The sequence below is a fragment of the Roseococcus suduntuyensis genome, from assembly GCF_014196305.1.
GTDB classification, from domain to species: domain Bacteria; phylum Pseudomonadota; class Alphaproteobacteria; order Acetobacterales; family Acetobacteraceae; genus Roseococcus; species Roseococcus suduntuyensis.
In genome coordinates this window covers 34,261-48,116 of sequence record NZ_JACIDJ010000001.1, presented here as the reverse complement: position 1 = coordinate 48,116, position 13,856 = coordinate 34,261, and the positions used below count along the sequence as shown (strand labels likewise).

Sequence of the window (13,856 nt, the reverse complement as noted above, 5' to 3'; positions counted from 1 at the left end):
GTCAGCCGCCCTGGCCCGGTGCCAGGGCGGGCCGTGGCGGGGCGCCGGCCGGGGCCGCGTTCACCTGCTGGCCCGGGCGCACGCGCTGCACGCCCTCGCTGATGACGCGGTCACCTTCCTGCAGGCCTTCCTCGACCACCGCGGTCTCGGCGGTGCTGCGGCCCAGGCGCAGGTTGCGGCGCTGCGCGCGGCCCTCGGCGTCCACCACGAAGACGAAGAAGCCCATCTGGTCCTGCGCCACGGCGGCGCGCGGGATGGTGATGGCGTTCACCGGCTCCGCGCCTTCCAGCAGCACGGTCACGAACTGGCCGTCCAGCAGCTCGCGCGCGCCGGGCTCGCCCGCGGTCGCGCCCTGGCGGACGGGGTTGGGGATGGAGGCGCGCACCAGCAGCGAATCCGTGTCGCGGTTCACCGCGGCGTCGATGAAGTCCACGCGCCCCACCTGCTCATAGGTGGTGCCGCTGGCGAAGCGGATGCGGACCACGACGGCGGCGGTGCCGCCGCGCCCCTCATAGCGGTTGCGCAGCTCGGTCGCGGTGCGGGAGGGGATGGTGAAGGCCACCCGCATCGGGTCCTGGCTGTAGATGGTGGCCAGCGCCTCGCTTTGCGGCGTGACCACGTTGCCCGGCGTGAAGGTCGCCCGGCCGATGGCGCCCGCGATGGGCGCGCGGATCTCGGTGTAGGCGAGGTTGATCTCGGCCACGCGCACCTGCGCCTGGGCGCCCAGCACGCCCGCGGCCGCGGTGCGTTCCTGCGCCTGGGCATTGTCCAGCGCGGCCTGGGTGCCGGCGCCGGTGGACCGCAGCTCCCGCGCGCGGTTCAGCGCCACGCGGGCGTTGAGCTGCGTGGCCTCGGCCGAGGCCAGGCTGGCGCGGGCCTCCTCCAGTTGCGCCTCGAAGGGCGCGCGCTCGATGCGGAAGAGGGGGGCGCCCTGTTCCACCTCGCTGCCCTCCTGGAAGAGGCGCTCCTCCAGGAAGCCGGTGACGCGGGCGCGGATGTCCACCCGCGCGATGGCCTCGACCCGCCCGATGAACTCGGACAATTCCGTGACGGGTGTGCGCCGGGCCTCGACCACGCCCACCGAGGGTGGTCCGGCGGGGCCGAATTGCGCCTGGGCCGCGGGGGCCACGGCAAGGAGGAGAATGAGAGCGGGAAGCCATCGCAGCATGATAAATGCACCTCTGGCTGTATCCTTGGCATGGAAGCTTTCCATTCGGTCAAGTTGAATCCCGGAAAGGCGGACCCAAGGTTGCGGGGCTGCACGGGCAGCCATGCGACGCAAGCAGGACATGGCCGGGCGAATTGTCCTCCCTGGTTGAGTCGCCGCCGCCGCCCGGGAACGGCCGAATCCAGCCTTGAAGCGCGGGACCCCTTCCCCTTTCCCCCAGCATCGTCAGATGATGCGAGGGAAGATTGCGGGAGAGACACCATGCCCAAGTTTGGTCTGAGCCAATCCGTCCGCCGCGTGGAGGACCCCCGGCTGCTGCTGGGGCAGGGGCGCTACACCGACGACATCTCCCTGCCGGGCGAGGTGGCGGGCCATGTGCTCCGCAGCCCGCACGCCCATGCCGAGATCAAGAGCATGGATGTCTCGGCCGCCCAGGCCATGCCGGGCGTGCTGGCCGTCATCACCGGGGCCGACCTGGCCGCCGCCGGCATCGGCGAGGTGCCCTGCGCCATCCCGCTGAAGAACAAGGACGGCACGGACCGCGCCAACACGCCGCGCCTGCCGCTGGCCACCGACCGGGTGCGCCATGTGGGCGACCCGGTGGCCTTCATCGTGGCCGAGACGCCGCAGCAGGCGCGCGACGCGGCCGAGGCGGTGGAGGTGGAGTACGAGATCCTGCCCTCGGCCACCGACCTCGCCACCGCGCATCTGGCGGACCAGCCGCAGCTCTGGGAGGGGGCGTCCAACAACATCTGTTTCGACTGGGAAACCGGCGACAAGCAGATGGTGGAGGAGATCATGGGCCAGGCCGCCCATGTCACCCGGCTGACGGTGGTGAACAACCGCGTCGTCGTGGCCTCCATGGAGGCGCGCGCCTGCGCGGCGGAATACGAGGCCACCACCGGCCGCTACACGCTGCACACCGGCACCCAGGGCTCCTGGCTGGTGAAGAACCTGCTGGCCAGCGCCGTGCTCAAGACCGACCCCGAGAACATCCGCGTGCTGACGCCCGATGTGGGCGGCGGCTTCGGCATGAAGCTTTACCTGTATGCCGAATATGCCCTCTGCGCGATCGCGGCGAAGCAGGTGGGGCGGCCGGTGAAATGGGCCGCCGACCGCTCGGAGGCCTTCCAGTCCGACACGCATGGGCGCGACAACATCACGCTCGGCGAGCTGGCGGTGGACAAGGACGGCAAGTTCCTCGCGCTGCGCACGAAGAACTACGCGAACATGGGCGCCTATCTCTCCACCTTCGCGCCCTTCATCCCGACCGGGGCGGGCACCAAGGTGCTGGCCAGCGTCTATGACTTCCAGGCCATCCACGCGAACGTCATCGGCGTGCTGACCAACACCGTGCCGGTGGACGCCTATCGCGGCGCCGGCCGGCCCGAGAGCAACTACCTGGTGGAGCGCCTGATTGACCAGGCCGCGCGTGACCTTGGCGTGGACCGGGTGGAGCTGCGCCGGCGCAACATGGTGGGGCAATCCGCCATGCCCTACACCACCGCCATGAAGCAGCGCTATGACAGCGGCGACTTCTCGCGCGTCATGGACGCCGCGCTGGAAAAGATCGACTGGGCCGGCTTCCCCGCCCGCCGCGCCGAGGCCGCCAAGCGCGGGCAGAAGCGCGGCATCGGCCTCGCCTACTACCTGGAGGCCACGGGCGGCAGCCCCACCGAGAACGCCAAGGTGGTCTTCGCCGAGGATCGCATGGTGGATGTCTATGTGGGCACGCAAAGCTCCGGCCAGGGCCACGAGACCGCCTACACCATGATGACCAGCCATGAACTGGGCATCCCCATGGACAAGATCCGCATCAAGCAGGGCGATTCCGACAGCCTGCCCTCGGGCGGCGGCACGGGCGGTGCGCGCAGCCTCTATTCCGAGGGGCAGGCCATCCTCGTCACCACCGCGAGCGTCATCGAGAAGGGCAAGCAGGCGGCCTCCGAAATGCTGGAAGCCGCCGTGGTGGACATCGAGTTCACCAAGGGTGACTTCAGCGTGGTCGGCACGGACCGCGCGGTGAACATCCTGGACCTCGCCGCGCGCCAGCGGCAGCGGGTGGCGGCAGGCGAGGACACCATCCTGCTCGATGCGCTGGAGACGGCGAACATCGACGCCCACACCTTCCCCAATGGCTGCCATGTTGCGGAAGTCGAGGTGGACCCCGACACGGGCCACATCACCATCCCGCGCTACATCGTGGTGGATGATGTGGGCCATGCGCTGAACCCGCTGATCGTGCGCGGGCAGGTGCATGGCGGCGTGGCGCAGGGCATCGGCCAAGCCTTCCTGGAGCGCACGGCCTATGACAACCACAGCGGCCAGCTGCTCTCGGCCAGCTTCATGGACTACTGCCTGCCGCGCGCGGAGGACCTGCCGGACATCGAGGTGGACCTGATCGAGGTGCCCTGCGAGAGCAACCCGATGGGCGTGAAGGGCGCGGGCGAGGCCGGCGCGGTGGGCTCGCCCCCCGCCGTGGTGAACGCGCTGATCGACGCGCTGCGCGAGGATGGCGTCTCCGCCATTGACATGCCGGCCACGCCGGAAGTGGTGTGGAAGGCGCTGCATGCGGCGTGATGCCGGGCGCGCCGGCCTCTGCTATGCAGGGGCCGACGCGTCTGGAGACCCCGCATGACACGATTCCTGCGGAACATCCCCATCTGGGGCTGGTTCCTGCTGATCCTGCTGAACGTCTATGTGCTGTACAACCCGTCCGGCCTGTCGGTCTTCCACCTCTGGGCCGCGCCCAACGAGGTGGCGCTTCCGGTCAAGCTCCTGGTGACGGCCTTCGCGCTGCTGGGCTTCGGCCTCTACGTCTATGGGGCGTGGCGGGCGCTGGGGCCGATCGGGCTTGGCATCGTCACCCTTATCATCGTGCTGTGCATCTGGGCGGCGGATTTCTACGGGCTGATGGATGCGCGCGATGCCAGCGTCTGGTCCTGGCTGATGCAGCCGCTGCTGGCCATCGTGCTGACGCTGGGTTTCCAATGGCCCAAGCTGTGGAAGGCCGCGACGGGGCGCGTGGAGGTCGAGGACCCGGATACGCCGGCGGCCTGAGGGCGCTTCAGCCTTTCCACACACCCATCTCCTGCGCCGCCGCCCGCACGGCGGCCAGGATGTTCTGGTAGCCCGTGCAGCGGCAGAGGTTGGAGGCCAGCACGTCCCGCAACCGCGCCTCGTCCACGCCCCCCGGCTGTTCCAGCATCCAGGTGGCGAGCATGAGGAAGCCGGGCGTGCAGAAGCCGCATTGCAACCCGTGCTGCGCCTGGAAGGCGCGTTGCAACACGTTCAGCGTGCCGTCCGGCGCGGCCAGCCCCTCCACGGTGCGGATGTCGGCCCCCTCCGCCTGCACGCCGAACACCAGGCAGCCGCGCACCGGCAGCCCATCCATCAGCACCGTGCAGGCACCGCAGACGCCGTGCTCGCAGCCCAGATGGGTGCCGGTCAGGCCGCATTCCTCGCGCAGCATGTCGGCCAGGGTCAGGCGCGGTTCCACCTCCGCGCATTGCGCCGCGCCGTTCACGGTGAAGCGAACCTCGGTCATGCGCGGGGCGCCCGGCCGCGGACCAGCGCGCGGATGCGGGGCGGCGTGGCCGGGAATTCCGCCACATCCACGCCGAAGGGCGAAAGCGCATCGCTGATGGCGTTCGCGATGGCCGCCGGCGCGCCGATGGAGCCACCCTCGCCCAGCCCCTTGGCGCCGGTGATGGTGGCGTCGCTGATGGTCTCCAGGTGGTGGATTTCGATCTCGGGGATCTCCGCGCAGGTGGGGGGCGTGTAGTCGGCCAAGGTGCCGGTGAGCGGCGTGCCGTCAGGGGCGTAGATCACCTCCTCGAACAGCGCATTGGCGATGCCCTGGGCCACGCCGCCCTGCACCTGCCCGTCGGCGATCATGGGGTTGATGATGCGGCCCGCGTCTTCCACCACCAGATAGCGTTCCACGCGGACATGCCCGGTCTCGGCCTCCACCTCCACGATGGCGGCGTGGCAGGCGTTGGAGAAGGTGCCGCCAGGGTCGTATTGGCCCGTTTCGGCCAGGTTGAATCCGATGGCGTCGGACAGCAATTCGCTGCGCTGGTGGGCGAGGCGCGCCAGCTCCGCGATGGGCATGGAGGCCGCGCCGGCCACGGCGTTCCCGTCGCGCAGCGTCACATCGGAGGGCTCGCATTGCAGCAGCCGCGCGGCGCCGCGTCGCAGCTTGTCGGCCAGCTTGTCCGCCGCCACCTGGCAGGCGCCGCCGCCGATCACGAGCGAACGGCTGGCGAAGCTGCCCCAGCCATAGGGCGTGCGGTCCGTGTCGCCATGGATGATGCGGATGTGGCCGGGATCGAGCCCCAACCGGTCCGCGATGATCTGCGAAAGCGTGGTCCGCAGCCCCTGGCCATGCGGGGAGGAGCCGATGCGCGCCTCCACCTCGCCCGATGGCAGCATGGCGATGTCCACCACCTCATAGCCCGGCACGACGTCCATGGAGCGCGCGGCGAAGGCGGGCGTGCCATAGCCCGTGCGCTCGTTGAAGACGGAAAGCCCCAGGCCGAGATAGCGCCCCTGCGCGCGCGCGGCGGCCTGCCGCGCGCGGAAGGCGGGGATGTCCAGGATGTGCACGGCTTCGTCGAGTGCCTGGATGTAGCTGGCCTCGTCCAGCACCATCCCCGTGGCGCTGCGGGCCGGAAACACGTCATGCAGGTTGCGGCGCCGGATTTCGTCCGGGGCGAGGCCCAGCGCCGCCGCCGCCCGGTCCATCACCCGCTCGATGCCGAAGGTGATGACGGGGCGCGAGACGCCGCGATAGGGCGCCATGGGGCAGGTATGGGTCAGCACCCCGCGCGTCCGCACGGCATAGGCGGGCACCTTGTAGGGGCCAGGGTATTCCGCCAGCGCCATCAAGGGCTCCACCGCGCAGGTGGTGGGGAAGACCGAGAAGGCGCCGACATCGGCCAATATGTCCGCCTCCAGCGCCAGCAACCGCCCCTCGGCATCGAAGCCCGCGCGCAGCACATGCCGCTGGTCGCGGGAATGGGCGGAGGCGATGAGGTTCTCGTTCCGGTCCTCCACCCAGGCGAAGCGGCCGCGATGCTTGCGCGCCAGCCAGACCAGCACGGGGTATTCCGGGAACAGCGCCATCTTCTGCCCGAAGCCGCCGCCCACATCGGGGGCGATGACCTGGAGGTCGGCCTCCGGCATCCCCAGCAGTTGCGCGATGCCGGTGCGCAACTGGTGCGGCATCTGCGCCGAGGCGGAAAGCCGGATGCGGCCCGTCGCCCGGTCATACTCCGCCACACCCCCGCGGCCCTCCAGCGGCATGGCGCTCTGCCGGCCCGAGCGGAAGGCGAATTCCACCATATGCGCGGCGGAGGCGAGGGTCTCCGCGAAGGCTTCGGGCCGGAGTTCCCCCTCCACCGCCACATTGCCCGGCGCGATGGGGTGGACCAGGGCCGCGTCCGGCGCCAGCGCCGCGTCGAAGCCGATCACGGGGTCTTCCGCCGCGATGTCGAGTTCGCAGGCTTCCAGCAAATCCTCGGCCAGGGCCGCGCCGGGGGCCACGATGGCGGCGATGGCCTGGCCCACGAAATGCACGCGCTCGATGGGCAGCACGGGTTGTTCCACGGCGCGGTAGTTGAAGCGGCGCAGGCCGGGCTTGATGGGCTGCACCTCGGCCAGATCCGCCCCGGTCACGAAAAGGCATCCGGGCGGCATCTCGGCCGGCGGGCGCAGCGCGGTGATGCGGCCCGAGGCCACCGGGCTGCGCAGGAAGCGCACCACCCGCGCGCCGATGGCGATGTCGGGCACATATCGGCCCTCGCCGCGCAGCAGCGGCGGGTCCTCGCTGCGGGGCAAGCGGCGGCCGACCCAGTTCATGCCGACACCGCCTGGCGCAGCGCGCGCTTCACCATGACGGCCACCAGTTCGCGGCGGTATTCGGCCGGGGCGTGCAGGTCCTCCTGCGGGTCGCAATGGCGGGCGGCGGTGGCGGCGGCTTCCTCCAGCAGGGCGGGCGAGGGGGGCTGGCTTTCCAACAGGGCCATGGCCTCCCGCGCCAGCACGGGCTGGCCGCCGATGCCGCCCAGCGCGATCCGCGCGCCACGCACCACGCCGCCTTCCAGCCGCAGCCCGACAACCGCCATGGCCAGCGCGAAATCCCCCGCGCGGCGCGCGAACTCCGCGAAGCCGCCGCGCCAGGCGGGGGCGGGGAGGGGCAGCACCACCTCGCGCAGCATCTCCCCGGGTGCCATGGCGGTGGAGAAGACGCCCTGGAACCAATCCTCGGCCGCCACCTCGCGCAGGCCATCGGCGCGGGCCAGGACCATGCGCGCCTCCAGCGCCAGCGCCGTGGCGCACCATTCGGAGGCGGGGTCGGCATGGGCCAGGCTGCCGCAGAAGGTGCCGCGCAGCCGCAGCGGTGGGTGCGCGATGTGGTGCGCCACCCGCGCCAGCAGCGCGCCGAGCGGGCCCGCCACCGCCGGTGTCTCGAAGCGGGCATGGCGGGCCAGGGCGCCGATCCGCAGCACGGACCCTTCGACGGTGACGTGATCGAGGGCGGCGATGCGGTTGATGTCCACCAGCACGGCGGGCCTTGCCATGCGGAAGGCCATGGTTGGCACGAGGCTCTGGCCCCCGGCCAGGACCCGTGCCTCCTCGCCATGCCGTGCCAGCAACGCCAGCGCTTCCTCAAGGGTGAGGGGGGCGTGGTGCGCGAAGCTTGCGGGTTTCATGCGGGGCGTGCGGCCTCGTGGGGTCGAAGGCGATCAAATCAGCCAGGGGCGCGCGTCGCAAGTCGGTTATCCAGGGCGGTGATGGGCGCGGCCTCAGGTTTCTCTCTGGTCGTGGGCGGTCCGTCTCCTATAATGATGGCCAAACATCCGGCCACGATCGGCGGGACAGTATTTGTGTCCCACCGTCACTTGTGCGCCGTGCAGCGTCTAGGGGGCGTTCCATGCGAACCATTCATCTCCTGCCTGTGTCCCTTCTGGCCTTCGGCCTTCTGCTCCCTGCCGCACCCGTCCAGGCGCAGATGGACCCCGCCACCCAACGGCTGATCGACCAGCTTCGGCCGCAGAGCCAGGATGCGCTGAACGCCACCCGCGGGCTGCGACGCCCGCCCTCGGCGCCGAGCGAATCCCCGGCCACCCCGGCCGTGACACTGACCCCCGCCGCCCCGGCGCCCCAGCCGCCGCCGCGCCCCGCGCCGGCGGCCCAGACCGCGCGCCCGAGCACGACCGCGCCCGCCGGCATGCCCTCGGCCAGCCTGACGGTGAACTTCGCCACCGGCTCGGACGAATTGACGCCCTCGGCCATGCGCGAACTCGACCGGCTGGGCCGGGCACTGACCTCGGCCGACTTGGCCCCCTATCGCTTCCGCATCGAGGGCCACACCGACACGGTGGGGGCCGCCAGCCTGAACCAGGCGCTGTCGGAGCGCCGGGCCGCCGCGGTGGGCCGCTACCTGGCGCAGCGCTTCGGCGTGGATGCCGGGCGGCTCGAGACCATCGGCCTTGGCCAGACGCAGCTTCTGGTGCCCACCCCCGACAACACCCCCAGCGCCGAGAACCGAAGGGTGCAGGTGATCAACCTCGGGCGCTGAGGGAAGCCGCGGCATGAGCGAGACCGAACCGCTCCCGAGCGGCCTGCCCAAGCGCTACCAGTGGCAGGAACTGCTCGGCCGGGGCGGCATGGGCCGCGTCTTCGCCGCTTTCGACACCACCATCCGCCGCCGCGTCGCCATCAAGCTGGCCGACCCGCCCATCCCCGGCGACCCCGAGAGCATGGCCGCCTTCCAGCGCTTCCGGCGCGAGGCCCAGGTGGCGGGCGGCCTCAAGCACGAGCATATCGTCGGCGTCTATGACTTCGGCGAGGAGCAGGGCACCGGCTGGATGGTGATGGAGCTGGTGGAAGGCGGCTCCCTGCGCGACCTGATCCGTGGTGGAACCCGCCTGACCCTGCCCGAGATCGTGCGCCTGGTGGTGCAGGTGCTGGATGCGCTGGCCCATTGCCACGATCAGGGCGTGATCCATTGCGACATCAAGCCCGCCAACATCATGCTGACCGTCGCCACCTCCTCCGGCGAGGTGAAGCTGACCGATTTCGGCATCGCCCGCTCCCGCCCCGAATTCGCCGATGACGTGACGGTGGTGGCCGGCGCCCGCCCGCCCGCCGAAAGCTTCATCGGCACCCCGGCCTACATGGCGCCCGAGCAGGCGAAGAGCCTGCCCTTCGACCACCGCGTGGACATCTGGGCCACCGGCGTCCTGCTCTACGAACTGTTGACCGAGAAGAAGCCCTTCACCGGCGACCACCCCGACGCCGTCACCCAGGCCATCCTGACCACGGAGCCGGAGCCGCCCTCGCGCATCTCCTTCCTGGCGACGCCCGCCTTCGACGCGGTGCTGGCACGCGCCTTGGCCAAGGACCCGGCCAAGCGCTACCCCGATGCCCGTGCCTTCGCGGCCGGGCTGCTGGAGGCCGCGCGCGCCCGGCGGGGGGACGAGACCCGGGCCACCGCCGTGGCACCGCCCCCCGCCGCGCCGACCCCGCCTGCGAAGAAGGGTGGGGTTTCGCCGGCCCTCCTGGCCGGGGCGGGGCTGGCCGTCGCGGCGGTGGTGGGCGCCGTGATCTTCCTGCTGCCAGGTGGCCAGGCGCCACCCGCGCCGCCGCAACAGCAGCAAGCGTTGGTTTTGACACCGCCTTCGCCCCAGCCGGAGGCGCCACCCGCCCCCGCCCTGCAGACGCCGCCCGTTGCCGAGCCACGCCCCGAGTCCGCCTCCCCCCCCGCGCCGCCGGTGACGCAGCCCCAGCCGCCATCCGAAGCGCCCCCGGCCCCGCCGATCGCGCAGCCACGGCCCGAGCCGCCGCCGGCGCCGCCCGTGACGCCGCCGCCCCAGGCGCAGCCGCGTCCGGAGCCGCCGGTGGTGCAGCCCCGGCCTGAGCCTGAGCCCCCCGTGGTGCAGCCGCGTCCGGAACCTCCGCCGCCCGTGGCACAGCCACGTCCAGAGCCGCCCGCGCCCCCGGTTGCGCAACCTCGGCCTGAGCCGTCCGCGCCGCCGGTGACACAGCCGCGCCCCGAACCGCCACCGCCCCCCGTGGCGCAACCCCGTCCGGAACCACCGCCACCGGTGGCGCAGCCGCGCCCCGAACCGCCACCGCCCGTGCTGGTGCAGCCGCAGGCGCCCGTTCTCGTGCCGGCCCCGGCACCCGCCGCCATCCTGGCCGACATCCTCGGCCGTGTGCGCTGCGGCGTGGTGTCACAGGCACCGGAGGGTTCGGGCTTCGTCGTCAACGGCTTCCTGCACCAGGATGACGCCACGGCCCTTCGCCGCGCCGCCGCCGAGGCCAACCTGACCCTGCGCCTGGCCGCCGATGTCTTCGATGCGCCCTATTGCGACGTGCTGGCCGCCATCCGCCCCATCACAGCCGCGCCGGGTGCGGGGCTGGAGGTGGAGCCGCGCGCCCGCCTGTTGCGCCGCAACGACCAGATGGAACTGGCCCTGCAGATGCCGCCCTGGGCCGCGCACCTGAACATCTGGTTCGTGATGCATGACGGGAACGCGCTGCAACTGATCCGCGAGCGCCCCATGGCCCCTGGCGCCCGCGTGAACATGCGCGAGACCAGCCCGGACTTCCCCTGGATCATTGACGAGCCGTTCGGGCTGGAACTCGTGCTGGTGGTGGCGTCGGAGCGGCCGCTCTTCGCCACCCCGCGCCCCGATGAGGAAACGGTCCCTGCCCTGGCCGCCGCCCTGGAACAGGCGCGGCGTGGCGCGGGCGGGCAGGTCGCGGCCCGCGCCGTGATGGTGGAGACGCGGGCCCGTTAGAACTTGCTTGGCGGCCGATTCACCGCGCCGGCTTTCGCCGGCTCGGATCGGACGCGGGCGCTAAAGCGCCCCGCCGCGCCGCCCCGCCATGGCGCCCAGCCGCAGCCGCAGCGCGTTCAGCTTGATGAAGCCCTGGGCATCCACCTGGTCATAGGCGCCCTGGTCGTCCTCGAAGGTCACGTGCTTCATGCTGTACAGGCTGTGCGGCGAACGGCGGCCGGTCACGATCGTGTTGCCCTTGTAGAGCTTGAGGCGGACATCGCCCTCCACGCTCGCCTGGCTGGCGTCGATCAGGGCCTGGAGCATGTGGCGCTCCGGCGCGAACCAGAAGCCGTTGTAGATGATCTCCGCATAGCGGGGCATCAGGCTGTCCTTAAGGTGCGCGGCCTCGCGGTCCAGCGTGATGCTCTCCATGGCGCGGTGCGCGACGGAGAGGATGGTGCCGCCCGGCGTCTCATAGCAGCCGCGGGACTTCATGCCGACGAAGCGGTTCTCCACCAGGTCCAGCCGGCCGATGCCGTTGGCCTTGCCGAGTTCGTTCAGCTTCGTCAACAGCGTGGCGGGGGACAGCGCCTGGCCGTTGATGCCCACCGCATCGCCGCCCTTGAACTGGATGGTGATCTCGGTGGGGGTGTCGGGCGCGTCCATGGGGCTGATGGTGCGCTGCCAGACCATCTCGTCCGGCGCGTCCCAGGGTTCTTCCAGGATCTTCCCCTCGCTGCTGCTGTGCAGCAGGTTGGCGTCCACGGAGAAGGGGGCCTCGCCGCGCTTGTCCTTGGCGATGGGGATCTGATGGGTTTCGGCGAACTCGATCAGCTTGGTGCGGCTGGTCAGGTCCCATTCGCGCCAGGGGGCGATGATCTTGATGTCGGGCTTGAGGGCGTAATAGCTCAGTTCGAACCGGACCTGGTCATTGCCCTTGCCGGTGGCGCCGTGGGAGACGGCGTCCGCGCCCACCGCTTCCGCGATCTCGATCTGCCGCTGGGCGATGAGGGGGCGGGCGATGGAGGTGCCGAGCAGGTACATCCCCTCATACAGCGCGTTGGCGCGGAACATGGGGAAGACGAAATCCTTCACGAAGGTCTCGCGCAGGTCGTCCATGTAGATGTTTTCGGGCTTGATGCCGAGCATCAGCGCCTTGTCGCGCGCGGGGCCGAGTTCCTCACCCTGGCCGAGATCCGCGGTGAAGGTCACCACCTCACAGCGGTAGGTGGTCTGGAGCCATTTGAGGATGACGGAGGTGTCGAGCCCGCCGGAGTAGGCGAGGACGACTTTTTTGACATTCGGGGTGGTCACGACGTTCTCCATACACCTGTTAAGGTTGATCAATATTTACTGAGTCCGGCTCGTAGCAAAACTTCATGAGGGATCATTAGTTTTTCCAAATTGCGCGGCTCTACTTTAAGGGAACCTTGACCATAACTCTTCGCCACTAGCGCCAAGTGAGTTAATATATCTGGGTCGCTCAATATTTCTTCGCAGATACTGGACGATATGTTGAGGACGTCACGTTGATATATACAGAGAAAACCCGTTAGAGGTAGTGCCTCAGCTTCATTTCTGATAAAGCGGCATTCGCGTCGTCCCAAGTAAGCAAATAACCATGGCGGCGGAACGCGCTGCTCCATTTTATACCAGGGGGACCGCTGCGCAATCAGCGGGCGCTGCGGCAGGCCCAAATCCTCCCCTCTTCGAATATAACTTAAAAGCGACGCTGGAATATCCTTTCCTCTTGCATCGAACGAAAGCAAATAAGTCGGACGGCCTTTTTCATCTAGCCGGTCAAGGTCAACGTGACGAAGTACCGGTGATGCGTGATCACGGGTACGAGCAATTCCCCGGCGGAAGTACTTAGTTTCGAGGCCGTAAAATTGGATTTGCCTCAATGTAAGGAAAAAGAAGGAATTATCTCCAGTCGCAATGCCCCTCATAACCTTAAAGAGTTTTCCGAACTCGATGCCGTTAATGGCCATCTGTGGCGGTCGACTCAAGCCAGTACGAATCGCTTCGAGCGTCTGTCTTCTCTTTGCCGAAATAGATTCGGCAATGTTAGAAAAATTCGAATTGAAAAAATCAAAAAAATCTGAACAATTGTATTCTTTGACTTGCGCCCAAACAAATTCGGGGGCGGGCTCCTCATTAGATATACAAATAATAATCGGGTTTGTATCAATTCCTGGGAATGGCGACGAAGAGCTCCTGAATGTTACCGCGGCGTTGATTCGAAAATTCTGACTAATCCAAGACCAAAGAGCGTCTGAATATTTACCTTCGCACACATCAGACGGAAGAATATAACATAGACGCCCTGCTTTTTTTAGTTCTGTTAGCGATTTAATAAGAAAATGGACATGTAGACCGGCGCGGCCGTCAATTTTTCTTCCGATAATACGCGAACTGTTTTCCTGATAGGCCAATTTTTCATCGGGGGGCATACGATGGTGACGGATATATGGAGGATTTGCCACAATGCATGGTAAATCATCAAATTTTAAACTCATATAATTACCGTGAGTCACGGCGGCATAATCATCTGGAGAAAGGCCGCCTGCGATACCGGCAGCTATCTGGTCGCTATCAATTTCTGCGCCCTTGAGTTTCACAGACGCTTCACGCAGTTGGCCTACGTACTTGCCTGCATCGAAAAACGCACCAGGTCCAACTGCGGGATCGAAAAGAGTTTCCGTCCCTTGCAGTGCCCAGGCGACCATTCCTCGTGCAACCCACGCCGGCGTCCAGAATTGGCCTTTCGTGCGAAGTTGCTCCCTTTCCGGACCAACCGGCAAAGGAGGAGCAAACGGTTCCTGTCGCATTCTACTCAAAGGTATCCCCATCGGCGGTGCCTGGTACTCGGATTCTAAGTGCTAAACTGCCCG

At 68.4% G+C, this 13,856-nt stretch carries 10 protein-coding genes; 4 read left to right on the top strand and 6 right to left on the bottom strand.

The annotated features are described in order from the left end of the window. Position 1 precedes the first annotated feature (1 nt). The gene (locus GGQ83_RS00235; RefSeq protein ID WP_207017833.1) at positions 2-1,168 is read right to left on the bottom strand and encodes an efflux RND transporter periplasmic adaptor subunit; all 1,167 of its coding nucleotides are present in this window, start codon (positions 1,166-1,168) and stop codon (positions 2-4) included. A 261-nt stretch (positions 1,169-1,429) separates the two neighbouring features. Here GGQ83_RS00235 and GGQ83_RS00230 point away from each other — a divergent pair, with 261 nt between their 5' ends. Both GGQ83_RS00230 and GGQ83_RS00225 read left to right on the top strand, forming a co-directional pair. After that, positions 1,430-3,748, top strand: coding sequence for a xanthine dehydrogenase family protein molybdopterin-binding subunit (locus GGQ83_RS00230; protein ID WP_184381592.1), 2,319 nt, complete (start codon positions 1,430-1,432; stop codon positions 3,746-3,748). Between the two features lie 54 nt (positions 3,749-3,802). Beyond that, on the top strand, positions 3,803-4,228 hold the full coding sequence (locus tag GGQ83_RS00225) for a DUF6524 family protein (RefSeq protein ID WP_184381591.1): 426 nt from the start codon (positions 3,803-3,805) through the stop codon (positions 4,226-4,228). Positions 4,229-4,235: 7 nt separating this feature from the next. On the opposite strand, the gene GGQ83_RS00220 is transcribed toward GGQ83_RS00225, so the two are convergent. The 3 genes from GGQ83_RS00220 to GGQ83_RS00210 are packed head-to-tail and all read right to left on the bottom strand — an operon-like array spanning position 4,236 to position 7,884. Beyond that, positions 4,236-4,715: a (2Fe-2S)-binding protein gene (locus GGQ83_RS00220; protein ID WP_184381590.1), complete on the bottom strand. Its 480-nt coding sequence runs from the start codon at positions 4,713-4,715 to the stop codon at positions 4,236-4,238. Further along, positions 4,712-7,030, bottom strand: coding sequence for a xanthine dehydrogenase family protein molybdopterin-binding subunit (locus tag GGQ83_RS00215; RefSeq protein ID WP_184381589.1), 2,319 nt, complete (start codon positions 7,028-7,030; stop codon positions 4,712-4,714). The genes GGQ83_RS00220 and GGQ83_RS00215 overlap by 4 nt, the downstream gene beginning before the upstream one ends. Then, positions 7,027-7,884 (bottom strand): FAD binding domain-containing protein, encoded by an 858-nt coding sequence (locus tag GGQ83_RS00210; protein WP_184381588.1) that lies wholly within the window; start codon positions 7,882-7,884, stop codon positions 7,027-7,029. Before GGQ83_RS00210 ends, GGQ83_RS00215 begins: the two co-directional genes overlap by 4 nt. A gap of 221 nt (positions 7,885-8,105) precedes the next feature. Here GGQ83_RS00210 and GGQ83_RS00205 point away from each other — a divergent pair, with 221 nt between their 5' ends. Together GGQ83_RS00205 and GGQ83_RS20240 are read left to right on the top strand one after the other, a co-directional pair. Beyond that, positions 8,106-8,753, top strand: a complete 648-nt coding sequence (locus GGQ83_RS00205; RefSeq protein WP_184381587.1) for an OmpA family protein — start codon at positions 8,106-8,108, stop codon at positions 8,751-8,753. Between the two features lie 13 nt (positions 8,754-8,766). Then, the gene (locus GGQ83_RS20240; RefSeq protein WP_184381586.1) at positions 8,767-10,980 is read left to right on the top strand and encodes a serine/threonine-protein kinase; all 2,214 of its coding nucleotides are present in this window, start codon (positions 8,767-8,769) and stop codon (positions 10,978-10,980) included. 60 nt (positions 10,981-11,040) lie between these two features. Here GGQ83_RS20240 and GGQ83_RS00195 read toward each other — a convergent pair whose 3' ends face one another. Together GGQ83_RS00195 and GGQ83_RS00190 are read right to left on the bottom strand one after the other, a co-directional pair. Continuing rightward, on the bottom strand, positions 11,041-12,276 hold the full coding sequence (locus GGQ83_RS00195; RefSeq protein ID WP_184381585.1) for an argininosuccinate synthase: 1,236 nt from the start codon (positions 12,274-12,276) through the stop codon (positions 11,041-11,043). Between the two features lie 29 nt (positions 12,277-12,305). Beyond that, on the bottom strand, positions 12,306-13,793 hold the full coding sequence (locus tag GGQ83_RS00190) for an Eco57I restriction-modification methylase domain-containing protein (protein WP_184381584.1): 1,488 nt from the start codon (positions 13,791-13,793) through the stop codon (positions 12,306-12,308). Positions 13,794-13,856 lie beyond the last annotated feature (63 nt).